The 23,523-nt window shown below is 72.7% G+C and carries 16 protein-coding genes; 9 read left to right on the top strand and 7 right to left on the bottom strand.

What is annotated here, in order from left to right; translation table 11 throughout:
- The first annotated feature begins 63 nt into the window (after window positions 1-63).
- The gene (locus ASE15_RS09780; RefSeq protein ID WP_082618350.1) at window positions 64-3,066 is read left to right on the top strand and encodes a discoidin domain-containing protein; all 3,003 of its coding nucleotides are present in this window, start codon (window positions 64-66) and stop codon (window positions 3,064-3,066) included.
- A gap of 79 nt (window positions 3,067-3,145) precedes the next feature.
- On the opposite strand, the gene ASE15_RS09775 is transcribed toward ASE15_RS09780, so the two are convergent.
- Window positions 3,146-4,216 (bottom strand): LacI family DNA-binding transcriptional regulator, encoded by a 1,071-nt coding sequence (locus tag ASE15_RS09775; protein ID WP_056649570.1) that lies wholly within the window; start codon window positions 4,214-4,216, stop codon window positions 3,146-3,148.
- A gap of 295 nt (window positions 4,217-4,511) precedes the next feature.
- Here ASE15_RS09775 and ASE15_RS09770 point away from each other — a divergent pair, with 295 nt between their 5' ends.
- Together ASE15_RS09770 and ASE15_RS09765 are read left to right on the top strand one after the other, a co-directional pair.
- The gene (locus tag ASE15_RS09770; protein WP_056763082.1) at window positions 4,512-6,749 is read left to right on the top strand and encodes a discoidin domain-containing protein; all 2,238 of its coding nucleotides are present in this window, start codon (window positions 4,512-4,514) and stop codon (window positions 6,747-6,749) included.
- 122 nt (window positions 6,750-6,871) lie between these two features.
- Window positions 6,872-8,302, top strand: a complete 1,431-nt coding sequence (locus tag ASE15_RS09765) for a DUF1996 domain-containing protein (RefSeq protein WP_082618349.1) — start codon at window positions 6,872-6,874, stop codon at window positions 8,300-8,302.
- Window positions 8,303-8,426: 124 nt separating this feature from the next.
- On the opposite strand, the gene ASE15_RS09760 is transcribed toward ASE15_RS09765, so the two are convergent.
- Window positions 8,427-10,703, bottom strand: coding sequence for an LLM class flavin-dependent oxidoreductase (locus tag ASE15_RS09760; RefSeq protein ID WP_056763080.1), 2,277 nt, complete (start codon window positions 10,701-10,703; stop codon window positions 8,427-8,429).
- Window positions 10,704-10,819: 116 nt separating this feature from the next.
- On the opposite strand from ASE15_RS09760, the gene ASE15_RS09755 reads away from it, so the two are divergent.
- Window positions 10,820-11,338 carry a MarR family winged helix-turn-helix transcriptional regulator gene (locus ASE15_RS09755; RefSeq protein ID WP_056649560.1) on the top strand — a complete coding sequence of 173 codons (519 nt, stop codon included), beginning with the start codon at window positions 10,820-10,822 and terminating at the stop codon, window positions 11,336-11,338.
- A 5-nt stretch (window positions 11,339-11,343) separates the two neighbouring features.
- On the opposite strand, the gene ASE15_RS09750 is transcribed toward ASE15_RS09755, so the two are convergent.
- Both ASE15_RS09750 and ASE15_RS09745 read right to left on the bottom strand, forming a co-directional pair.
- Window positions 11,344-11,994, bottom strand: a complete 651-nt coding sequence (locus tag ASE15_RS09750; protein WP_056763078.1) for a YrhK family protein — start codon at window positions 11,992-11,994, stop codon at window positions 11,344-11,346.
- Window positions 11,995-12,111: 117 nt separating this feature from the next.
- Window positions 12,112-13,134, bottom strand: a complete 1,023-nt coding sequence (locus ASE15_RS09745; RefSeq protein ID WP_056649554.1) for a beta-ketoacyl-ACP synthase III — start codon at window positions 13,132-13,134, stop codon at window positions 12,112-12,114.
- Window positions 13,135-13,386: 252 nt separating this feature from the next.
- Here ASE15_RS09745 and bsh point away from each other — a divergent pair, with 252 nt between their 5' ends.
- Window positions 13,387-14,334, top strand: a complete 948-nt coding sequence (gene bsh / locus ASE15_RS09740) for a choloylglycine hydrolase (RefSeq protein ID WP_056649551.1) — start codon at window positions 13,387-13,389, stop codon at window positions 14,332-14,334.
- A gap of 98 nt (window positions 14,335-14,432) precedes the next feature.
- Here the strand turns inward: bsh and ASE15_RS09735 are convergent, their stop codons facing one another.
- Both ASE15_RS09735 and ASE15_RS09730 read right to left on the bottom strand, forming a co-directional pair.
- Window positions 14,433-15,362, bottom strand: coding sequence for an alpha/beta fold hydrolase (locus ASE15_RS09735; protein ID WP_056763076.1), 930 nt, complete (start codon window positions 15,360-15,362; stop codon window positions 14,433-14,435).
- A gap of 38 nt (window positions 15,363-15,400) precedes the next feature.
- Entirely contained in the window at window positions 15,401-16,870 is a 1,470-nt protein-coding gene (locus ASE15_RS09730) for a carboxylesterase/lipase family protein (protein WP_056763074.1), read from the bottom strand.
- Window positions 16,871-17,012: 142 nt separating this feature from the next.
- Between ASE15_RS09730 and ASE15_RS09725 the strand changes: the two genes are divergently transcribed.
- The 4 genes from ASE15_RS09725 (at window position 17,013) to ASE15_RS09710 (ending at window position 21,598) form a co-directional block, all read left to right on the top strand.
- Window positions 17,013-17,408, top strand: coding sequence for a hypothetical protein (locus tag ASE15_RS09725; protein ID WP_056763072.1), 396 nt, complete (start codon window positions 17,013-17,015; stop codon window positions 17,406-17,408).
- 58 nt (window positions 17,409-17,466) lie between these two features.
- Entirely contained in the window at window positions 17,467-18,138 is a 672-nt protein-coding gene (locus ASE15_RS09720) for an AIM24 family protein (RefSeq protein WP_056649968.1), read from the top strand.
- A gap of 94 nt (window positions 18,139-18,232) precedes the next feature.
- A complete protein-coding gene (locus tag ASE15_RS09715; RefSeq protein WP_056763068.1) occupies window positions 18,233-19,825 on the top strand; it encodes a Na+/H+ antiporter in 1,593 nt (530 codons plus the stop codon).
- Window positions 19,826-19,960: 135 nt separating this feature from the next.
- Window positions 19,961-21,598, top strand: a complete 1,638-nt coding sequence (locus tag ASE15_RS09710; protein WP_056763067.1) for a peptide chain release factor 3 — start codon at window positions 19,961-19,963, stop codon at window positions 21,596-21,598.
- Window positions 21,599-21,696: 98 nt separating this feature from the next.
- Here ASE15_RS09710 and ASE15_RS09705 read toward each other — a convergent pair whose 3' ends face one another.
- On the bottom strand, window positions 21,697-23,286 hold the full coding sequence (locus tag ASE15_RS09705; RefSeq protein WP_056763066.1) for an MDR family MFS transporter: 1,590 nt from the start codon (window positions 23,284-23,286) through the stop codon (window positions 21,697-21,699).
- Between the last annotated feature and the right edge of the window lie 237 nt (window positions 23,287-23,523).

Raw genomic sequence — 23,523 nt, 5'->3', positions numbered from 1 at the left:
ACGACGTGCGTCCTGCTCGGCGTAGAGCCTGGACGCGGTCGACGACGACCTAGGAGAGAACCGATGCCCTTCTCGCCCCTTCCCACCGTGCCGCCTGCGGCACCCGTCCCGCAGCGCCGGAGACGCCCGTCCCGCCGAGGAGCCGGAGCGGCCCTCGCCCTGGCGGTCGCGGCGGCAGGCCTCGCGGTCCCGCTCGTCCCCGCGGCAGCGGCCGACGGCCCCACGCTCCTGTCCCAGGGGAAGCCCGCGACGGCGTCCTCGACGCAGTCACCCAACGGCTACCAGGCCGGCGAGGCGTTCGACGGCGACGGCGGCAGCCGCTGGTCGAGCCTGGCGGCCGACCCGCAGTGGATCCAGGTCGACCTGGGCCAGCGGGCCACGATCGACCGGGTCGAGCTCGACTGGGAGGGCGCCTACGGCAAGGGGTACCGGATCCAGACCTCCGACGACGGCACGAGCTGGACCACCCTGAGCACCGTGACGAACGGCGACGGCGGGGCGGACGTGCTCGACGTCGACGGCGCCGGCCGCTACGTCCGCCTGCTCGGCGACGTCCGCGGTACGGGGTACGGCTACTCGCTGTGGGAGTTCCGCGTGTTCGGCGAGCCCGCAGGCGGACCGGTCGACCCGGTGGACCCCGTGGACCCGGTCGATCCCACCAACCCCACGGCCTGCCTGACCGACGTGACCGCGGGAGCCACCGCGACGGCCTCGTCGCAGCAGGGCGACTCGACCCCGGCCAAGGCCGTCGACCAGAACACCAGCACCCGCTGGGGCTCTGTGCTCGACACGACCACGTGGACGGGCCAGGACGACGAGTGGCTCCAGGTGGACCTGGGCGAGGCCAACGAGGTCTGTGGCGTGAGCATCCTCTGGGAGGGCGCGTACGGCAAGGACTACGACATCGAGCTCTCGACCGACGGCTCCACGTGGACCTCCGCTGCGCAGGCGCGCAACCAGGACGGCGGGACCGACGTCGTCACGTTCGACACGACCTCGGCGCGCTACGTGCGCTGGCAGGGCGTCGCCCGCGGGACGACGTTCGGGTACTCGATGTACGAGTTCCGCGTCCTGACCCCCGGCGCCTCGATCGACCCGACGACCGACCTGTTCGGCCCGAACGTCTTCGTGTTCGACCCCTCGATGCCGGACTCCGCGATCCAGCACCAGATCGACACCGTGTTCGCCCAGCAGGAGCAGGACCAGTTCGGCCCCGGCCGGTACCAGTTCCTCTTCACGCCCGGTGAGTACGAGGTCGACGCGCGCATCGGCTTCTACACCTCGCTCTCGGGTGTCGGCCAGGACCCGACCGACGTGACCGTGAAGGGCGGCGACTGGGTCGACGCGCAGTGGTTCGGCGGCAACGCGACCCAGAACTTCTGGCGCTCGGCCGAGAACCTGTCGATCACGCCCGACGACGGCATGGCCCGCTGGGCCACGTCGCAGGCGGCACCGTTCCGCCGCATCCAGGTCAACGGCGGCCTGCAGCTCGACTCGTCGGCCTACGGCTGGTCCTCGGGCGGCTACATCGCCGACACGAACGTGACCGGCGTGGTCGAGTCCTGGACCCAGCAGCAGTGGTACGCCCGCGACAGCTCGGTCGGCGAGTGGAAGGGTGGCGTCTGGAACATGGTCTACTCGGGCGTCGAGGGCACGCTGCCCACGGCCGCGACGTGGCCCAAGCCGCCGGTGACCACGCTCGACACCACGGGAACCGTCCGCGAGAAGCCCTACCTCTACCTCGACGGCGACGAGTGGGCCGTGTTCGTCCCCGAGCTACGCGAGGGCACGACGGGCACCACCTGGAAGAACGGCCACACGGCCGGCACGTCGGTCCCGCTCGACGACTTCTTCGTGGCCAAGGAGGGCGACACCGCGGCCGAGATCAACGCGGCCCTGGCCGCGGGCAAGAACCTGCTCATGACCCCGGGCGTCTACCGCGTGGACCAGACGATCCAGGTCGACCGGCCCGGCACGGTCGTCCTGGGCCTCGGCTACGCGACGATCATCCCCGAGCACGGCGGCGTCGGCATGCACGTGGCCGACGAGGACGGCATCACGGTCGCCGGCATCCTGTTCGACGCCGCGGTCACCGAGTCCCCGGCGCTGTTCGTCGTCGGCGACGAGGGCGTCCACACCGACCACTCGGACGACCCGATCGTCCTGCACGACGTGTTCATGCGCGTGGGCGGGGCCGTCGCGGGCAAGGTCGACGCGGCCATGATCATCAACGCCGACGACACCATCGTCGACCACGTGTGGTCGTGGCGCGGTGACCACGGCGAGGGCATCGGCTGGGACCTCAACACGTCCGACTACGGGTTCGTGGTCAACGGGGACGACGTCTCGGCGTACGGCCTGTTCGTCGAGCACTACCAGAAGTACAACACCCTGTGGAACGGCGAGCGGGGCAAGACCGTGTTCTACCAGAACGAGCTGCCGTACGACGTCCCGGACCAGGCGGCCTGGCAGAACGGCGACACCCGAGGGTGGGCGGCCTACAAGGTTGCGGACGGCGTGAAGAACCATGAGGCCTGGGGCCTGGGCTCCTACTCCAACTTCACCTCCGACACCGAGGAGACCGAGATCGTCGTCGACGGCGGCTTCGAGGTCCCCCAGGTGGCCGGCGTCAAGATGCACAACATGCTCGTCGTCTCGCTCGGCGGAGAGGGCATCTTCGAGGCCGTCATCAACGGGGTCGGCCCGCGCGCCGACGGGCCGGACACCATCCCGAGCTACGTCGCCTTCTACGGTGGTGTCGACGTGACGCCCGCCCCGGCGCTCGACGTGCAGGCCACGGCCGTCACGCGCTGCGTGGCCGGCAAGGTCCAGCTCGCGGTCACGGCGACCAACAAGGAGGGCGCGCCGGTCGACGTCGCGCTCGCCACGCCGTACGGCACCAAGACGTTCTCCCAGGTGGCGGGGGGCAAGCTCGCGGCGCAGAGCTTCAACGCCCGGGCGGCTGCGGTCGCGGCGGGCAGCACCTCGGTGACCGCGACGGGCACGGCCGACGGGGAGGCCGTCACGACGGTCGTGCCCGCGACGTTCGACGGGAGGACCTGCTGACCTCCTGACCGGGTGACCGACGGCCCGCCCGGGTCCGCGACACGACGTCGCGGACCCGGGCGGGCCGTCGGCCGGCACCTCAGGCCGAGCCGCGCACCACGAGCGCGGGCTCGAACAGCACCGAGCGCACCGCGAGCGTCGGGTCCTCGATGCGCTCGAGGAGGAGCCGCACCATCTCGCCCGCCATCTCCTCGACCGGTTGACGCACGGTCGTCAGGGCCGGGCGGGCGCGCTGCGCGAGCGCCGTGTCGTCGAAACCGATGACCGCGACGTCCTCGGGGACGCGTCGTCCGGCCTCGTGCAGCACGTCGATCGCCCCCTGGGCCATGAGGTCGTTCCCCGCGAAGACCGCGTCGACCCCGGGCATCTGCTCGAGCAGCGTCCGCATCGCGGCGTCACCGCTCTCGATCGTGAAGTTCCCCTCGACCGACGGCACGTAGGCATGACCTCGCCGCGCGAGGGCGTCGCGGAAACCGGCGAGCCGGTCGCTCGCCGCGAGCACGCCGAGCGGGCCGGAGATCGCGGCCGGGGCCGTCCTGCCGTCGGCCACGAACCGCTCCGCCGCGAGCGCTCCCCCGTCCCGGTTGGCCAGGTCGACGAAGCTGATCGGGAGCGGCGCGGTCGGGCGCGCGAACAGCACGGCGGGGCGCCCGACCTCGACCAGGAGGGCGGGCAGCGGGTCGTCGGCGCGGGTCGAGACGTGCAGGACGCCGTCGGCGTTGCCCTGCCGGACGTACGAGACGACCTGCGCCCGGGCTGCGTCGTCCTCGGCGAGCATGAGGACCGGGTGCACGTCGTGCGGGCGCAGGGCCCGGACGATGCCCGCGACGATGCGCCCGAAGAACGGGTCGTCGAACACGTGGCCCGCGTAGCGGCTCCCGCCCGACCCGGGGTCGGTCACGGGATCCGTCTCGGGGTCCGTCCCGGAGATCACGAGCGCGACGCTCCCCGTCCGGCGCGTCACGAGCGTGCGGGCCGCCCGGTGCGGGGCGTAGCCCGTCTCGGCGACCGCGCTCTGCACGAGCTCCTGGAGGGCGGGCGCGACCTTGCGCTTGCCGTTGATGACGCGCGACGCGGTCGCACGCGAGACACCCGCGACGCGCGCGACGTCGTCGAGCGTCGGGCCGGCGGAAGGACGAGGTGCTGTCACAGGGGTGACGCTAGCACTGATGGGATAGCGCTTTCCCGGCTTCCGCAGACACGCCAACGCCCAGAAGCGAGGCAATCACTGGCTTCCTGGACCCCTCCAGCACCCGCGCCGGCTCCGGGAACTTCACCCCGGCCGCACGAACGTGGGAACCGTTCCCTTGACAGCCCTCCCGAACGCCGGAATACTCCGAATTCGGATGAGAGCGCTCTCCCGGATGGATCCAGCTCGACGAAGAACTGACTCCCGGAGCCTGCCGACGACGGCCAGGACTCCTGTCTCCCCCGAGAGGTAGAACATGAGACCCCCGCACACCCCTGCCAGACCGCAGCACCGGAGGCGGCGCAGCCTGACCGCGCTCGCCCTGTCGCTCCTCGTCGCGTCCGCGACCCTGGTACCCGTCGGAGCAGCCGAGGCGGCCCCGACCCTGCTGTCCCAGGGCAAGCCGGCCACCGCGTCGTCGGTCGAGAACCCCGACTACACGCCCGCCTCGGCGGCAGTCGACGGCAACCCCGGCACGCGCTGGGCCAGCGCCTGGTCGGATCCCCAGTGGATCCAGGTCGACCTCCAGCAGCGCTCGACGATCGAGCGCGTCGAGCTCCAGTGGGAGTCGGCGCACGCCAAGGCGTACCAGATCCAGGTCTCGGACGACGCCACGACCTGGACCGACGTCTACTCGACACAGAGCTCGACCGGCGGTGACCAGACGCTCGCCGTCACGGGCGCCGGCCGCTACGTCCGGCTCCTCGCGACGCAGCGCGCCACGGGCTACGGGAGCTCCCTGTGGGAGCTCAAGGTCTTCGGCACGCCGGGCGCCGGCCCCGTCGATCCCGTCGATCCCGTCGACCCCGACTACGTGAACCCGGGCCACCCGAACGTGCCCGTGCCGGACTCGGGTCCGAGCACCGTGAAGGTCGTGGGCAGCAGCGGCGACTGGGACCTCCAGGTCGACGGCAAGCCGTACACGGTCAAGGGCTTCACCTGGGGACCGGCGTTCGCCTCGGCCGACCACTACATGGGTCCGCTCGTCGCCATGGGCGCCAACACGGTCCGCACGTGGGGCACGGGGGCCGACACCAAGCAGCTGCTCGACTCCGCGGCCGCTCACGACGTCCGCGTGGTCATGGGCTTCTGGCTCCTGCCGGGCGGCGGACCGGGCTCGGGCGGGTGCATCAGCTACACGACCGACGCCGGCTACAAGTCGACGACCAAGGCCGACATCCTCCGCTGGGTCGAGACCTACAAGAACCACCCGGGCGTCCTGATGTGGAACATCGGCAACGAGGCGATCCTGGGCCTGCAGAACTGCTTCTCGGGCGCGGTCCTCGAGGCCGAGCGCAACGCGTACGCCGCGTTCGTCAACGAGGTCAGCGTCGCGATCCACCAGATCGACCCGAACCACCCCACGACCAACACCGACGCCTGGGCCGGCGCCTGGCCGTACCTCAAGGCCAACGCCCCGGACCTCGACCTGCTCTCGATCAACGCCTACGGCGACGTGTGCAACATCCGCGAGAACTGGGAGGCTGGCGGCTACGACAAGCCCTACCTGCTGACCGAGGGCGGCGCGGCCGGCGAGTGGGAGGTGCCGGACGACGTCAACGGCGTGCCCGACGAGCCGACCGACATCGAGAAGGGCGCGGCGTACGTCTCGTCCTGGAAGTGCCTCATGGAGCACGAGGGCAAGGCGCTCGGCGCGACGTTCTTCCACTACGGCACCGAGGGCGACTTCGGCGGTGTCTGGTTCAACGTGATCCCGGGCGACAACAAGCGCCTCGGCTACTACTCGATCGCCAAGGCGTGGGGCGTCGACACGTCCGCCATGAACACCCCGCCCCGCATCCAGAGCATGGACGTGCCGGGCTCGACGAGCATCGTCGCCGGGTCCTCCGTGAACCTGAACCTGACCGCGACGGACCCCGACGGTGACCCGATCAACTACGTCGCCTTCTTCAACAGCAAGTACATCGACGGGGCGGGCGGGCTCGCCTGGACCGCGCTCACGCAGACCGCTCCCGGGAAGTTCACGGTCACCGCGCCCGAGCGCCTCGGCGTGTGGAAGGTCTACGTGTTCGCCGAGGACGGCCAGGGCAACGTGGGCGTCGAGACCAGGTCGCTGCGCGTGGTCCCGCCCCCGGTCCAGGGCACCAACCTCGCGCTGGGCAAGCCCGCCACCGCGTCGAGCTTCGACCCGTGGAACGGCGACTACTCGGCCGCCCGCGCGGTCGACGGCGACCTGGGGACGCGCTGGGCCAGCCAGTGGGGCCCGACGGCCTGGTTCCAGGTCGACCTGGGCTCGGTCCGGTCGTTCGACCACCTCCAGCTCGTGTGGGAGGCGGCCTACGGGAAGTCGTACGAGGTCCAGACCTCGGACGACGGCTCGACGTGGTCGACCCTCAAGACCGTCACGGGCGGCAACGGCGGCGTCGACGACATCGACGTCGCGGGGTCCGGGCGCTACGTGCGACTGAACCTCACGGAGCGCGGCACCGAGTGGGGCTACTCGCTCTTCGAGCTCGGCGTCTACGCGCGCTGACGAGACCCCGGGTGGGAGCGGCGCCCCGCTCCCACCCGGACCCGCGCCCGGGGGCCACCGCTCGGTGGTGGGCGCGTCGCGCTCCGGCGCGACCTCCCGACGACGACGTCACAGGAGGAAGCATGCACCGCACCACTCTCACGTCCCGCCGAGCGCCCGGGGACGCCCCGCAGCGCCACGGCAGGCCGCGTGCTCGACGACGGACCCGCGCCCTGGTGGGTTCGCTCTCGGTCGCAGCGTTGGTCACCTCGTCCGCGATCGCGATCGGCGCGGCCGGAGCAGCGAGCGCCGCACCGGGCACCCTGCTCTCGCAAGGAGCGCTGACCGAGGCCTCGAGCTCGGAGTCCGGCGGGCTCGGCCCGCGCTTCGCGGTCGACGGCGACCGGTCCACCCGGTGGGCCAGCTCCCCGGGCGACGACCAGTGGTTCCGCGTGGACCTGGGCGACTCGTTCGCGCTCGACACGGTGGTCCTCGACTGGGAGGCCGCGTACGGCAAGGCGTTCACGATCCAGGTGTCCGACGACGCCGCGACCTGGACCACCGCGGCGACCGTCACGGCCGGCACGGGCGGGCGCCAGACGCTCGACGTCGACGCGACGGGTCGCTACGTCCAGCTCGTCGGGACCCAGCGAGCCACGGGCTACGGCTACTCGTTGTACGAGCTCGAGGTCTTCGGGGACGGCACGCCCGTCGAGGTGCCCGAGACCCCGGGGTTCGACGACGAGGTCACGCACCACGAGTTCCAGGCGAACTGCTCGTTCTCGCACTTCGAGAAGGACGACCCGATCGTCTTCCCGGGCCAGCCCGGCGCCTCGCACCTGCACACGTTCGTCGGCAACCGGTCGACCGACACCTTCACGACGCCCGAGTCGCTCTTCGCGAGCACGGACTCGACGTGCACCGTGCCGCAGGACCACTCGTCGTACTGGTTCCCCGCGCTCTACCGCGGGGACACCCCGATCGCGCCGGACATCCCCATGACGATCTACTACAAGTCCGGGATCGACGACTACACCAAGGTCGTCCCGTTCCCCGCTGGCCTGGAGTTCGTGGCGGGCGACATGATGGCGACCGTCGACTCGTTCCGTACGGCTCCGGGAGCGGTCGAGGGCTGGGAGTGCGGCGAGATCTCCAAGAGCTGGTCGATCCCGGACAGCTGTGCCCCCGGCAGCCAGCTCAACCTGCGCTACCAGTCGCCGAGCTGCTGGGACGGCAAGCACCTGACGCCCGGTGCCGCCTCGCACATGGGGCACGGCACGCACATGGCCTACCCCGTCGCGGGGCAGTGCCCCATGACCCACCCGGTCGCGGTGCCCATGCTCGAGTTCAAGATCGCCTGGCCCGTGAGCGGTGACATGTCGGACGTGCGGCTGGCCAGCGGCTCGGACCAGTCGTGGCACTACGACTTCATCAACGCCTGGGAGCCGGACGTCCTGGCTGCGCTCGTCAAGCAGTGCATCAACGGCGGCCTGCAGTGCAACCCGCGCGGCTACGACCTCTACAAGCCGCACCGGGGGACGGTCCTCGACGAGGACTTCAACCTGGTCGGCTGACCCGAGCTCGACCCCGCGGCGTCCCACCAGGTCGGGGCGGGGTCGGGGACGTCGGCCGACGACGCAGGGCCCCGCGCCGTCAGGGGGCGGCTCGGGGCCCTGCGTCGTCCGCCGCGGGGAGCGGTCAGGCGTCGGCCGGCGGGATCGGGAAGTTCGCCGAGAACAGGTTGGTCGGGTCCACCTGGCGCTTGACCTGGCGCAGACGCGTCAGCGTGGGCTCGGGGAACGCCTCGAGCAGCCGCTCGGGGCGCGCGTCGGTCTCGAACGACAGGTAGAGCCCGTCGGTGTGCGGGTGCACCAGGTCGTCCCACACGCCGTCGATCCCCGCTGCGCCTCCCCGCGACCCGAACGCGGCGACCGAGAAGTTCTGGGTGCGGTGCGCATAGGCCGTCGCGTCGGCCGCGACGTCGTTGACCGCGCCGCCGACCGCGCGGAGCTGGAGGAGCTGCGCCGCGCCGCTCCCGAGGAAGCGGGCGAGGTCGCGGGCCGTGGCCTGGTCGACGTGCTCGAGCAGCCCCGAGCGCGATCCCGGTTCCCCGCCGCCCGAGTGCTGGGCGTCGGCCCGGCGCACGATCCCCGAGTACGGGGTGAGCACCGCCTGGTGGTCGAGCAGCGGCGCCGAGTCGGCGAGGCTCTCGAGCGCGCGGATCGCGGCGTCGGTGTCGTCGTCGGCCCACACGGTCATGAGCTGGGCCATGGGCCCGCGTCCGCCCCGGCCCGCGCTCATGTGCAGGAAGCTCGTGAGCTCGCGCGGCGCGGCCTCGACCGTCGCGGCCCAGCGCTCGAGCAGGCCGGCGGTGTCCGAGGCGTCGAGCACCATGATCGAGTAGACGAGGTCCGTCACGGGCGTCGCCTCGACGTCGACCCAGGTCACGACGCCCATGTTGCCGCCCGCCCCGCGCAGCGCCCAGAAGAGCTCGGGCTCGTTCCGGGCGTCCACGACGCGCACCCGCCCGTCCGCCGTGACGACCTCGGCCGCGACGACGTGGTCGATCGTCAGGCCGTGCTTGCGGCCCATGAGGCCGATCCCGCCCGTCGTGGCCAGCCCTCCGACCCCCACACCCCCGGAGTCCCCCGAGCTGATCGCGAGCCCGTGGGGCGAGAGGACCTCGGCGACCTGACCCCAGGTCCCACCGGCGCCCAGCCGCACGCGGCGCGACCCGTCGTCGGGCACGACGACCTGGTCCAGGGCGCCGACGTCGAGCAGGACCCCTCCGTCGTTGGTCGAGCGCCCGCTGATGCCGTGGCCGGCCGACCGCACCGCGAGCGGAACGTCCTGCTCACGTGCCCAGACGACGGCCTCGGCGACCTCCTCCGCGCTGCGCGGCCGGAGCACGACGCCCGGGGCCCCCGAGCGCATGTAGGTGTGCCGCACCGCGTCGTACGCACGGTCCCCGGGCTCGACCGCGCGCTCGCCCAGGGCGGCGGGGAGCGAGTCGTAGTCGATGCCCTCGCGTCGTGCGGCGAGGGCAGCGGCCCCGCGGCGACGTGCGGCGGGCGCCGTGCCGGCGGACCGGCGCGCGGTCGCGACGAGCTCGCGCAGCGCGGGCGCGACCTCCTCGCCGAAGACCTGGATCTCGCGCGGGTCGTCGGTCGCGAGGACGAACCCCGAGACGCCGTCCTCGAGCGCGAGCGCGCCGAGCTCCTCGACCCACTGCTCGGGCGGACCCTGGAGGTAGCCGAGCCGGCTCGTGGAGAACTTGCCGTTGACGTTGAGCATGCGGCGCACCGCGCTCGGGTCGCGGCCCGCGGCGAGCGCGGCCTCGTCGATCACGGCGTTGCCCTTGGCCAGGTCGCCGGGCTGGAGGTAGGACAGCGAGGGCAGCCAGCCGTCACCCTTGCGGCCGATGAGCCGCTGCATGCGGGGCTTGACCGCCCCGATCCACAGCGGGACGTCGTGCGCCGGGGCGGGGCCGCGCTTGGCGCCGTCGACCTGGTGGTGCGTGCCGTGCACGCGCAGGGGCGTGCGGTCGCTCGTGTCCCAGATGCCTCGGATGATGTCGATGGCCTCCTCGAGCGCCGTGACGGCCTCGCCCGGCGCGAGGCGCGGCGTGCCCATGGCCTCGATGGCGTCCCAGAACGCGCCGGCTCCCAGGCCCATGGCGAACCGGCCGCCCGAGAGCAGGTCGAGGCTCGCCCCGGCACGGGCCAGCACGGCCGGCGGGCGCAGCGGCAGGTTGAGGACGTTGCCCGCGACCTGCACGCGCTCGGTCGACGCGGCGACCCACGTCATGAGGGTCCAGGCGTCGAGGAAGGCCGGCTGGTAGGGGTGGTCCTGGAAGGTCACGAGGTCCAGGCCCGCGTTCTCGGCGAGCTGCGCGAGACGCACGGGCGCCTGCGGGTCGCGGTTCTGCGGGGTGTGGAAGGTACCGAGGATGAGGTCGTGGCCGTAGTCCGTCATGCGTGCGCGCTCCGTGTGCCGCGAGAGCGGCGGTCGTCTCCAAGATCGTCTGAGTTACAGACGATATCACCAGCAACTCATCTTCTCTCTAGATCATTCCGTTGTATCCTGGGGGCGTGACCCTCGCGACGCCGGACACCTCCCGCTCCCCCAGCCCTCTCGGCTGGTCGCTCACCGCGCTCCTGCGCGAGTGGAGCGCTCGCGTCGACGCGCTCGCCCAGGACCTGCCCGACGGGACGCGCGGCTACCAGGTGCTCTCCGCCGTCGTGCACGACACCCCGCCCAGCCAGGCCGCGCTCGCGGCGCGGCTCGGGATCGACCGGACCGTCATGACCTACCTGATCGACAAGTACGTCGACTGCGACCTCGTCGAGCGCCAGGCCGACCCCACCGACCGCCGGACCCGGCGCATCGTCGCGACCGGCAAGGGGCGCACGGTCCTCGCCGACCTCGACGCGCGCGTCGCGGCGGCCGAGGAGGACCTGCTCGCGGGGCTCGACCCCGCGGACCGCGCGACCCTGCGGCGCCTCCTCGAGCGCGCCGCCGACGGCGCGGCGCACGACGAGGACCGGTGCGCCGTCGTCGTGCAGGGCATGGACGCCGTGACCGCGCCGCGCGTCCGCACCGCGCGGTAGCCGGCTCACGACGCGGCGGGCGGCACGTCCTCGCCGATCGTGCGGCGCGACAGCAGCGCCGCGACCAGGAAGCACACCGCGCCGAGCAGCGTGCCGAGGTTGGCCCAGAACGCGCTCACGAGCGAGTCCGTCTGCGGCACCACGTACGCGCCCACGGCCGAGGCGCCGAACGCGACCGAGCCCACCAGGTTGAGCCACGTCCCGTGCCACGTGCGCGCGTCCGCGTCCCACAGGTGACCGCGGTCCCGGGTCGCGACGACCGCGAACGCGCTCGAGACCAGGAACGCGACCGACCCGTAGGCGTCGGGCCGCCAGCCCGCGCCCAGGCGCGTGGGGTCGGCGATCGCCGCGCCCAGCGCGGCCGCCGTGCTGATGTTGAAGAAGAGGGTCCCGGCGAGCTGGACGGCCGCGGCCCACCAGTCCCAGCGGTCGGCCGGGAGGGTCCCCCTGCGGGGCACCCGGCGTCCGCTCAGGCTCAGCTGGATCGCCGCGGCGAGCGTGAAGAAGACCGAGCCGACGCAGAACGTCACGCCCACCGCGACGGGTCCTACGGCCTGGGCGTAGAACGGCACCGCGCCGACCAGGAAGCACGCCGACCCGACGACGAACCCCCACGCCTCGCGGCGCAGGCGGCGCACGCGCACGTCACGAGCCATGCGCCCAGCGTGGCACGCCGTCGTCCGGTCGTCTCGGCGGGACCCGCCCCACGGGCCGGTCCGGCCGTCTCGGCGGGCAGCGGGCAGCCCGCGGTCCACCGGTCGACGGCGGGCGGATCAGCGCGAGGGCGTCTCCACGACCTGCCCGGCCCACGCGAAGCCTCCGCCGAAGCCGATGAGCAGCGCGGGCACGCCCGCGGGGATCTTGCCCGAGTGCCACCACTTCGACAGGCCCAGCGGGATGCTCGCGGCCGAGGTGTTGCCCGACTCGGTGATGTCCGTGACCACGACCTTGTCCTCGAGGCCCAGCGCCTTGGCGAGCGGCTCGATGATCCGCAGGTTCGCCTGGTGCGCGACGAGCACCTCGATGTCGTCGAGCGTCAGGCCAGACTTCTCGACCGCGGCACGCGCCCGGTCCGCCGCGCGCGTGATGGCCCAGCGGAAGACCGCGCGCCCGTCCTGCACGAACTTCTCGTCCGGGGCCTCGATGAGCACGGCCGGGGTCAGCTCGGGCTCCGAGCCCCACGCGACCGGCCCGATCCCCGGGGTGTCGGTGCCCTGCACCACGAACGCCCCCGCGCCGTCGGCCGTGAGGATGCACGTCACGCGGTCGGTCCAGTCGGTGAAGTCGGTCAGCTTCTCGGCGCCGATCACGAGGGCCGTGGTCGCGGCTCCCGTGCGGATCGCCTGGTCCGCGAGGCCCAGGGCGTGCGCGAAGCCCGAGCACGCGACGTTGACGTCCAGGATCACAGGCCCGACGACGCCGCGCAGGTCGGGTGCGTCCTCCTCCTCGGGCGTGGACTGGCCGGGCATGACACCCGTGCGCAGGTTGTACGCCACCCGGCCCGCGGTGTTGGGCGAGCGGTCGCGCGCCGTGGCCGTCGCGACGATGACCATGTCGACCGCGCTCGCCGCGATGCCGGCGTCCTCGAGCGCGTGGCGCGCCGCCGCGGTCGCCATGTCGGCCACGGTCTCGTCCTCGGCCGCGACGTGACGCGTCACGATCCCGGTGCGCGAACGGATCCACTCGTCGTTGGTCTCCACCAGCTGAGCGATGTCGTCGTTGGTGAGCGTCCGCTCGGGCTGGTGGTGGCCGATCCCGACGATGCGCGAGCCGGCGGCTCCGGTGAGGGTGAGCATGGGTCGATCATTCCCCCGGGTGGGCGGATCGACCAAGTCGCCGGTCCGTGCGCCCGACCTCTTGCGGGACCTGGACGACCTCGTGGGACGAGGCGCGCGGGGGCGTGGCCCCGGCCCTGGAGCGCTCGATGCTCGCGGTCTCGCTGAGCGCGACCGTCGATCAGAGACGACCATGGAAGGACGGGGGCACGACGCGGGGCACGGCGGACCGCGTCCGCCTCGCCTTGCATCGACGACGACAGGGGTACAGCTATGTGCACGGGAATCAGGTTCTCGGACGGGCAGGGAAACGTCTACCTCGCACGGAACCTCGACTGGACGAGCGGGTACGGGGAGCAGGTGGTGGTCACCCCCACGGGGTACGCACCGAGGTCACCGTTCGGCGCGGTGCCCAGCATCGAGCACGCTGTCATCGGCATGGGCATCGTCGAGGAGGACACCCCGCTCTACTTCGACTGCGGCAACGACGCGGGCCTGGCCGTCGCGGGGCTCAACTTCCCGGGGTACGCGGAGTACGCCACCGGCCCCGTCGACGGCGCGGTCAACGTCGCCGCCTACGAGTTCCCGCTGTGGGTGGCGTCGCAGTTCGCGAGCGTGGACGAGGTCGAGGCTGCGCTCAAGGACGTGGCGATCGTCGACAAGCCGATCAACGACAAGTACCCGAGCTCGCTGCTCCACTGGATCATCGCCGACGCGGAGCGCGCGATCGTCGTGGAGTACACGAGCGACGGCATGCAGGTCTTCCACGACGACGTCGACGTCCTGACGAACCAGCCCGGGTTCTCCTGGCACCACGAGAACCTGCGCAACTACCTCAACACCTCGCCCGAGTTCCCCCAGGACACCGTGCTCGGCAGCGCGCACCTCACTCCGTTCGGCTCGGGCTCGCACATGCGGGGGATCCCCGGGGACTACTACTCGCCCTCCCGGTTCGTCCGCGCCGCGTACGTCAACAACCACTACCGGGCCAAGGAGACCGAGGAGGAGAACGTCAGCCGAGCGTTCCACACGCTGCAGCAGGTCGCGATGGTCGACGGGTGCGCCGCGATGGGGTCGGGCGAGTTCGAGATCACGATCTACACCGGGCTCTTCTCCTCCCGGACCACGACCTACTACTGGAACACCTACGAGGACCCGGCGGTCCGCAGCGTCGCGCTCGCCGACCACCCGACGGACGGCGACAAGCTCGTCCTCGCGTAGACGTCCGCCGGCTGCGCCGGCGCGCGACCGGGCCCCGGAGGGTGTGCGGGGCCCGGTCGGTGCGGGGCCGGACGAGCACCGAGCGACCGAGGTCCCGCTCACCCCCCGATCATCGAGCCCTCGACCTCGGCCAGCAGCTCGTCGACCAGGCTCAGGAACACCGACGGGTCGTCGCGCCGCACGCAGTGCCCCGCCCCGGCGACCCGCACGACCCGGCCCCTGCCCGCGAGGACCTGCTCGGCTCGGCACGCGTCGTCGTCGGGCACGAGCGAGTAGCTCGACACCTCGCCCGCCGCGACCACGACCGGCACCCGCCCGCCGAACGCGACGGGCCAGTCGCGCGCGGTCCACTCGTGCGGGACCTCCAGCAGGCGCTGCGAGACCGCTCGCTGGGCGCGGGCCCAGGGCTCCGACTCCTCGGGCGACCACTGCGGGAAGCGCGCGCGGAAGTCCGCCGCGAGCTCCGCCGTCGGGCGTCCGCGGGCCGCCTCGATGCCCGGCGCGAGGAAGAGCGGCCGCCCGCCCTCGTCGTGCTCGGCGTCGAGCACGCCCCACGCCGGGTCCTCCAGGACCAGGCCCAGGACCAGGTCGGGGTGGCGCAGCGCGAGCTCCTGCGCCGTCAGGCCACCCATCGAGTGCCCGACGACGACCACCGGGCGCCCGAGCACGTCCCGGACCGCGCGGGCCGCGTCGTCCGCGAGCGCCGCGAGCGTGAACGGCTCGTCGGGCAGCTCGGAACCTCCGTGGCCGCGCGCGTCGAGCGTCAGGACGTCGCGCGTGCGGACGAGGTGTCGGACCGTGCCGGGCCAGCACTCCCCCGAGTCGGTCACGCCGTGCAGGAGCAGCACGGGCGGGGGCTGCGGGCCGGGCGCGGCGGCGCCGTCCCCGGTGGGACCCGTGGCCCGGTAGAGCCTCCAGGCGTTGGGGCCGGTCCGGCCGGTGAGCGGGTCCGCGGTGGAGGACGGTCGGGCGGGCGGTACGGAGGACGAGGCGTCGAGGACGTCGGTGTCGGGGCGGCTGCTGTGCACGGGAAGATCTTCGCCCCGCGCGACCTCTCCTGAAAATCTCAGGGCGCGTCGAGCGCGGCCCGTTCGTCGTCGCGCGGCGCGAGGACCACGGGGTCGCCCTCGCCGTCGAAGACCCGCACGGGCCGGGTCTCGTCCCAGCGCTGCCAGCCCGGGTCGCCCGAGGTCGCGAACGCGACCCACGCGCCGTGCATCGCGGTCGCGAGCGACTGCGGGGCGTCGGGGCCCGCGAGCGCGACGGAGTCGGGCGTCGCGAGACCGTCGAACACGAACCCGAGCTCGACCGCGTGCGCGGCACCGAGGTCCTGGACCGGGCTGCGCCACGCGAACTCGTACACGAACGTCTCCGCGCCGGCGGACCGGCGCGCGTCGGCGACCTGCTGGAGCGGGACGCGCAGCAGGACGTCGGTCGCGAGCGCCCCGAGGAGCTCCCCCGCGGTCGCCCCGGGGCGGTTGCGCCGGAACAGGCGAACGGCCCGGGCCGAGATGCCGACCTTGCGCCGCGCCACGGCCAGGTGCCACCACCGGAACCGGCTCAGCAGCCCCGTGGGCACGAACCAGAGGCGGTACTCCTCGGTCGTGGCCCCGATCAGCAGCGGGATCGTGCTCCCGGCGCCCGCGACGAGCGCGTCCTGGGGCGTGCGGGGCACCAGGTCGTCGTCGAGGACGAGCGCGAACCCGGGCCCTCCCGTGAGCGGCGTGGCCCCCGCGGTCACGCGGTCCTGCGAGGCGACGAGCGCCTCGGGCAGGACGGTCGCGAAGCCTGCACGCGTCGTCGGGACCCCCAGGTCCTTGCCCATGGCGCGCGTGATGCGCCCCGCCCTCGCGGACGGCTGGGCGGACAGGGGGCCGCTCTGGACGATCGCCCGGGCGACCAGGTCGGGGGCCGAGGGGTGCGCGAGGATCGCCGAGACCGTGTTGCCCCCGGCCGACTGGCCCGCGAGCGTCACCCGGCGCGGGTCGCCACCGAACGCCGCGACCTCGTCCTGGACCCAGCGCAGCGCGGCGAGCTGGTCGGCCAGGCCGAGGTTGCGGGGAGCGCCGTCGAGCACCGAGAACCCCTCGGCCCCGAGCCGGTAGTTGACGCCGACGAGCACGACGCCGTCCTGGGCGAACCGCGTGCCGTCGTAGCCCGCGAGCGCGTTGGACCCGTGCGCGAGCGAGCCGCCGTGCACCCACACCACGACGGGGAGCAGGTCGGCGCCTCGGTCTGCCGGGGTGAAGACGTTGACGTGGAGCACGTCGTCCCCCGCGACCGTCACGGTCGGCAGCAGGGCCCCGAGCGCCCCGGGGTAGGGCGACTGGGGCGCCGTGGCCCCGTGACGCGTCGCGTCCCGGACGCCGTCCCACGGCTCGACCGGACGGGGAGGCGCGAAGCGGCGCGCGCCGAACGGCGGAGCCGCGTACGGGACGCCGAGGAACCGCTCGACGCCGTAGGCGACGGTCCCCTCGACCGCGCCATGGCTCGTCTCGACCTGCACCCGACCGACGGTCTCGCTCTGCGCGCTCATCGGGCCATCGTCTCCCCGGGAACCTGTGGGCAGCGGCGGCGCGCCGGTGGGCGCGCTGCGAGCCGTGGTCGGGCGCGGCCGGGTCCGGGTCGGCGAGCCGGCGGGGCTGGCGGAAAGGCGCGGTAGTAGCCAGACTGCTGCGATGCCCGACGACGAGGTCGCGACGAGCCCCCACGAGGCCGGGCACCCGCGTGCTCCGGTCCACCCGGTCCGGCGTGCCGTGCTGCTGGCCGCCGCTGCGCTGGTGGTGCTCGTGTGGAGCGCGACGCTCGAGGTCGTGTGCGCCGCGGCGGGGAGCGGGACGGACGGCTCCTTGGACATGCTGCCCCCCTGCCCGGCGCAGAGCACCCGGACGGCGGCCGCCGTGGTCGCTGCGGCCGTCGTCCTCGCAGGGCTGGTCGGGCTGCTGGTCCTCCGGCGCAGGACGTGGGTCCGTCCGGCACGGGCGGAGCGAGCCCTGTTCGTGACCTTCGTGGTCCTGGCGGTCGTGGCCGTCGTCAGGGCGATGGGTGCGACCGGGTTCGACCCGACGATCTAGGTCGTGACCGGTGTCCTCGCGAGTGCAGCGGCTCCCCGTGTGCCGGATGATCGGTGCCATGCGCAGCACACTCATGAACCACACCGAACAGCCCGGCGAGCCGGGGAGCTTCCAGCTGCAGAACGACCGCATGCTCAAGGTCGACCTCGCGGGCACGGGCGGCTTCTTCTACGCCCGGCAGGGCTCCATGGTCGCGTACCAGGGCGACGTCGACTTCGCGTACGAGGGCTCGGGCGGTGTCGCCAAGATGTTCAAGAAGGCCTTCACGGGTGAGGGCATGTCCCTCATGAAGGTCTCGGGCAGCGGCGACGTGTTCCTCGCCCAGGACGCGGACCAGGTGTTCGTCCTGCACCTGGAGGGCGAGTCCGTCACGGTCAACGGCTCGAACGTCCTCGCGTTCGAGAGCACCCTGACGTGGGACATCAACCGCGTCGAGGGTGCGTCCATGATGAGCGGCGGACTCTTCAACACCACGTTCACGGGCACGGGTGCGCTCGCCGTGACGGCGTACGGGACGCCCGTGGTCCTCGACGTCGACGAGCCCACGTACGTCGACATGCAGGCCGCGGTCCTGTGGTCGAGCTCGCTCACGTCCACAATCCGCAAGACCGCGAAGCTCTCGGCCGCGATCGGCCGCGGGTCGGGCGAGGCGTACCAGCTCGGTCTCACGGGTCGCGGCATCGTCGTCGTGCAGGCCTCCGAGGGGCACCCGATCCCGACGGCGAAGTAGCTGCGAGCGGTGCTGGGCCCGCGCCACGGGCCCGGCACCCTGACCACCGGCCGCCCAGGCGTGCCGGGCGCACGAGACCCCCCAGGAGGCAGCGGTGATCGGCCTCGAGCTCGTCGTGGTCCTCGGCGTGGTCATCGTGGTGTGCGGGATCCTCGCTCGCCGCACGCGGGTCGCCGACCCGATCCTGCTGCTCGTCGCGGGGATCGTCCTCGGGTTCGTGCCCGCCCTGCGGCAGGTGCACCTGCCTCCCGAGCTCATGCTGCTCGTCTTCCTCCCCGTGCTCCTCTACTGGGAGGCCATCACCATCTCGTTGCGCGAGATCCGCGCGACCCTGCGCGGGATCGTCCTGACGAGCACGCTGCTCGTGGTCGTCACCGCGGCGGCCGTCGCGACCGCCGCCCACGCGCTGGGTCTGCCGTGGGGTCCCGCGTGGGTCCTGGGCGCGGCGGTCGCCCCGACCGACGCGACCGCCGTCGGCGTCCTCGCACGCGCCCTGCCCCGGCGCACGGTCACGGTCCTGCGGGCCGAGAGCCTCGTCAACGACGGCACCGCGCTCGTCCTCTACGGCGTCGCGGTGGGCGTGACCGTGGGCGAGGAGACGCTCGGCGCCGGGCACGTGACGTGGCTGTTCGTGCTCGCGTACGGCGGAGGGATCGCGGTGGGCCTGCTCGTCGCGTGGCTCGCGGTCCTCGCCCGGCGCCGCATCGACGACCCGCTGCTCGGCAACGTGGTCGTCCTGCTCATCCCGTTCACGGCGTTCCTGCTCGCCGAGCTGATCGAGGCGTCCGGCGTGCTGGCCGTGGTCGTGTGCGGTCTCGTCATGAGCCAGGTCGGGCCGCGCATCGGGCGCGCGGCCACGCGGCAGCAGACCGTCGCGTTCTGGTCGGTCTCGACCTACCTCATCAACGCGTCGCTGTTCGTGCTCGTAGGGCTCGAGGCACAGTCCGCGGTGCGCAACCTGGTGTCCGAGGACCTCGTCACGGCGATCGTCGGCGTCGCGGTCGTGTGCGTGGTCATCCTCGTGGTGCGGTTCGCGTTCCTCGTGCTCTCGGCCTACACGATCCGGCTCGTCGACCGGCGGCCGTCCCAGCGCGGGCGGCGCGTCACGAACCGGGCGCGCGCGGTCAGCACGGTCGCGGGCTTCCGGGGCGCGGTGTCGTTGGCCGCGGCGCTCGCGGTGCCCACGCACCTGAGCTCGGGCGCGCCCTTCCCCGACCGCGACCTCATCGTCTTCATCACGTGCGGCGTGGTCGCGACGACTCTCGTCGTCCAGGGGCTCCTGCTGGCCCCGACGATCCGGTGGGCGCGCCTGCCCGACGACGACGGGCTGGCTCGCGAACGTCGGCTCGCCGACGAGACCGCCGCGCAGGAGGCCCTCGACGCGCTCCCGGACGTCGCAGCGGCGCTCGGCACCGACCCGTCGGTCGTCGACCGGCTGCGTGGCGAGTACGAGGAGCACCTCACGCTGCTCCGCGCCCGGGACGGCGAGGGGGACGACCCCGACCCCGCGGTGCTCCTCGACGACGAGTACACCGAGCTGCGCCTCGCGCTGCTCGCTCGCAAGCGCGAGACGGTCGTGCGCCTGCGCGACCAGCGGGCGATCGACGACACCGTCCTGCGGCAGGTGCAGGCCCGGCTCGACCTCGAGGAGATCCGGCTGAGCCGCGGTGATCCCGCCCCGGAGTGAGCCGTCGCCGCCGTGGTCACGGCCGGCTCGATCTCGCGGGAGAATGGAGAGCTGGGTGCTGCGTCCCGCGCGGATGCGCCCCGCCCCCTTGCCCTCGATCGCGCAGGAAACTGCAGGAAGCCACAGGACGTTCCAGTGCCCTCAGCGGACCAGCCCACCACGCCCTCCAGCACCACCACCCCGGCCAGCCCGGCGAAGGAGCAGGCGACCGTCCTCGCGGAGGCCTCGCGCCGCCGCTCGTTCGCGGTCATCAGCCACCCCGACGCCGGCAAGTCGACGCTCACCGAGGCGCTCGCGCTGCACGCCAACGCGATCCGCGAGGCGGGCCGCGCCGACGGCAAGGCGGGCCGGCGCACGGTGTCCGACTGGATGGACATGGAGCAGGACCGTGGCATCTCGATCACGTCCGCGGCCCTCCAGTTCACCTACCGCGACGCGATGATCAACCTGGTCGACACCCCGGGGCACGCGGACTTCTCCGAGGACACGTACCGCGTGCTGTCCGCGGTCGACGCCGCGGTCATGCTGGTCGACGCCGCCAAGGGCCTCGAGGTCCAGACCATGAAGCTCTTCGCGGTCTGCAAGCACCGCGGCATCCCGCTCATCACGGTCATCAACAAGTGGGACCGTCCGGGCAAGGACGCGCTCGAGCTCATGGACGAGATCCAGGAGCGCACGGGTCTGGTCCCCACGCCCCTCACGTGGCCCGTGGGCGTCGGCGGCGACTTCCGGGGCGTGCTGGACCGCCGCACGGGTCAGTACGTGCACTACACGCGCACGGCCGGCGGCACCACGATCGCGCCCGAGGAGGTCATGGACCCGGACGCGGCCGTGGCGCGCGAGGGCGATGCCTGGACCACCGCGGTCGAGGAGGCCGAGCTGCTCGCCGACTCCAACGGCGACCACGACCAGGAGACGTTCCTGGCCGGGCAGACGACGCCCGTCCTGTTCGGGTCCGCCGTGCAGAACTTCGGCGTCCACGCGCTGCTCGACGTCCTGGTCGACGTCGCGCCCTCGCCGTCGCCCCGCGTCACGGTCACCGAGGACACCCGCCCGGTCGAGGCGCCCTTCAGCGCGTTCGTCTTCAAGATGCAGGCCGGCATGGACACCGCGCACCGCGACCGGCTCGCGTTCGCGCGCATCTGCTCGGGCGTGTTCGAGCGCGGCATGGTCGTGAGCTCGGCCCGCACGGGCAAGCCGTTCGCGACCAAGTACGCGCAGCAGGTCTTCGGTCGCGAGCGCACCATCGTCGACACGGCCTACCCGGGCGACGTCGTGGGGCTGGTCAACGCGGCGGGCCTGCGCGTGGGCGACACGCTCTACCTGGACAAGAAGGTCGAGTTCCCGCCCCTGCCGACGTTCGCCCCCGAGCACTTCGCGGTCATGCGCGCCAAGGACGTCTCGCGCTACAAGCAGTTCCAGCGCGGCGTCATGCAGCTCGGCGCCGAGGGCGTGGTCCAGGTCCTGCGCTCCGACCTGCGCGGTGACCAGGCCCCGGTCCTGGCCGTGGTGGGCCCCATGCAGTTCGAGGTCGCCGAGCACCGCATGGCGACGGAGTTCAACGCGCCCGTGTCGCTCGACCGCCTGGGCTACTCCATGGCGCTGCGGACCACGAAGGACTGGGTCGCGCAGCTCAACGAGCAGCCCGGCGTCGAGGTCCTCCAGCGCGAGGACGGCGAGTACCTGGCGCTCTTCCCGGACCGCTGGCGTGTGACGTCGGTGCGCAACCGCCTCGAGGGCGTGGTCCTGCTCGAGGACGAGATCTTCGGCTGACCCTCCTGCCCTGATGCCCGACGGCGGAGCGCACCCACGTACCTGGGTGCGCTCCGCCGTCGGGCATCAGGGGGTGCCGGACCGGTGACCGGCGGGCCTCACTTCGCGACCGCTGCGCCCCTCGCGACCAGACCCGCCTGGTCGGAGAGCTTGAGCTCCTTCATGAAGAACGCGATGACGAAGCCCAGCACCCCGAGCGGGACCAGGTACCAGAAGGCCGGCGCGAGCGCGTCGGTGTAGGCGTTGACGACGAGGTCGTGCAGCGCCGCCGGCAGCTCCTTGACGGCATCCGGCGTGAGAGCGTCCGGACCGAAGTCCTTGGGCATCTCGCTCGCCGGCAGCTCCTTGGTCGCGTCGGCCAGGTTGGACGTCAGCTTCGAGGTGAACACGGTCGAGAACACGCTGGTGCCGACCGCGGCCCCGATCTCGCGCAGGAAGTTGTTGGTGGACGTCGCCACTCCCACCATCTCGGGGGCGACCGAGTTCTGCACCGCGATCACGATGGTCTGCAGCACGAGGCCCAGCCCGAACCCGAGCACGAAGATCATCGCGCCGAACGTCAGCATCGAGATGTCGGCCGTGAGCTGCGTGAGCAGGACCAGCCCCACCGTCGCGATCCCCATCCCGAGGATCGGGTAGATCTTGTACCTCCCGCTGCGCGCGATGAGCAGACCCGAGCCGATCGCCGTGATCATCAGGCCCACCGTCATGGGCAGCATGAGCAGCCCCGACTCGGTCGCGCCGTAGCCGTGGGCCATCTGCAGGAAGGTCGGCAGGAACGACAGCGCCGCGAACATCGTCATCCCGAGGATCAGGGCGATCGAGACCGAGACCGAGAACGTCCGGCTCCGGAACAGGTGGAGCGGGATGAGGGGGTCGGCCACGCGGGTCTCGACGACCAGGAAGGCGATCAGCGTGAGCACCGTCACGACCAGCACCGTGAGCAGGGCCGGGCTGCTCCAGTCGTACTTCTTCGCGCTCGTGATCGAGCTCCAGCTCGTGAGGAGCACGATGCCCGCGGTCGTGACTGCCATCAGGAGCGCGCCCCCGACGTCGAACCGCTTGCTCGGCGTGCGCGACGGGAGCCGGAGCTTGAACCAGGCGATCCCGAACGCGATCAGGCCGATCGGGACGTTGAGCCAGAAGCACCAGCGCCACCCCGGCCCGTCCGTGAACCAGCCGCCCAGCAGCGGTCCCGCGACCGTGGCGATCCCGAACACCGCCCCCATGGGACCCATGTACCGGCCGCGGTCCCGGGCCGAGACGATGTCGGCGATGATCGCCTGGCTCAGGATGACCAGGCCCCCGGCCCCGAGCCCCTGGACCGAGCGCCACACCACGAGGTCCACGAACGACGACGACAGCGCCGAACCCGTCGAGCCGACCACGAAGATCGCGATCGCGACGAGGAACGGCAGACGACGCCCCCGCAGGTCGCCGATCTTGCCGTAGATCGGCATCACGATCGCGATCGCGAGGAGGTAGGCCGTGATGATCCACCCCTCGTCCTGGGCCGCACCGAGGTCCCCCACGATCGTGGGCAGCGCCGTGCCCACCACGGACTGGTCCAGCGCGGACAGGAACATCGCAGCCAGCAGGGCGCTGAAGATCACGTAGACCGTGCCCTTGGACAGCACCAGCTCGGGTTCGCCCGGGGCCTGGGTCGTGGGTCGCGCGGTGTCGCTCATCGCAGGGTCCTTCCTGGCGGCCGGTGGGCGCTGGGGACCGTCGGGCGCTGGCGTCCGACGATCGGCGGGACGTGACCTGAACGCGCGAGAACCGCCCCGGTTCCTGGGGGAACGTCGGCGGGCGGCCGCCCGGACGGGGTGCGTCCGGGCGGCACCTCGCGCCCCTCCAGGGTGGGACGGGGCCCCTCGGGGCGCAACAGGGGCGCCGCGGTCGGGCGCGCTCGCCAGGGGCGCGTG

The organism is Oerskovia sp. Root22 (genome assembly GCF_001429135.1).
GTDB classification, from domain to species: Bacteria; Actinomycetota; Actinomycetes; order Actinomycetales; family Cellulomonadaceae; genus Oerskovia; species Oerskovia enterophila.
The sequence above is the reverse complement of the archived record's forward strand: the minus strand, read 5'-3'. Positions and strand labels throughout refer to the sequence as shown.

Bases quoted from the DNA above. Each gene is read 5' to 3' on its own strand.
- ASE15_RS09760 (WP_056763080.1), bottom strand. From the start codon at position 10,703: ATGACGGACTACGGCCACGACCTCATCCTCGGTACCTTCCACACCCCG.
- ASE15_RS09730 (WP_056763074.1), bottom strand. From the start codon at position 16,870: ATGAGCGCGCAGAGCGAGACCGTCGGTCGGGTGCAGGTCGAGACGAGC.
- ASE15_RS09770 (WP_056763082.1), top strand. From the start codon at position 4,512: ATGAGACCCCCGCACACCCCTGCCAGACCGCAGCACCGGAGGCGGCGC.
- ASE15_RS09750 (WP_056763078.1), bottom strand. From the start codon at position 11,994: ATGGCTCGTGACGTGCGCGTGCGCCGCCTGCGCCGCGAGGCGTGGGGG.
- ASE15_RS09745 (WP_056649554.1), bottom strand. From the start codon at position 13,134: ATGCTCACCCTCACCGGAGCCGCCGGCTCGCGCATCGTCGGGATCGGC.
- ASE15_RS09705 (WP_056763066.1), bottom strand. From the start codon at position 23,286: ATGAGCGACACCGCGCGACCCACGACCCAGGCCCCGGGCGAACCCGAG.
- ASE15_RS09780 (WP_082618350.1), top strand. From the start codon at position 64: ATGCCCTTCTCGCCCCTTCCCACCGTGCCGCCTGCGGCACCCGTCCCG.
- bsh (WP_056649551.1), top strand. From the start codon at position 13,387: ATGTGCACGGGAATCAGGTTCTCGGACGGGCAGGGAAACGTCTACCTC.
- ASE15_RS09725 (WP_056763072.1), top strand. From the start codon at position 17,013: ATGCCCGACGACGAGGTCGCGACGAGCCCCCACGAGGCCGGGCACCCG.
- ASE15_RS09765 (WP_082618349.1), top strand. From the start codon at position 6,872: ATGCACCGCACCACTCTCACGTCCCGCCGAGCGCCCGGGGACGCCCCG.
- ASE15_RS09720 (WP_056649968.1), top strand. From the start codon at position 17,467: ATGCGCAGCACACTCATGAACCACACCGAACAGCCCGGCGAGCCGGGG.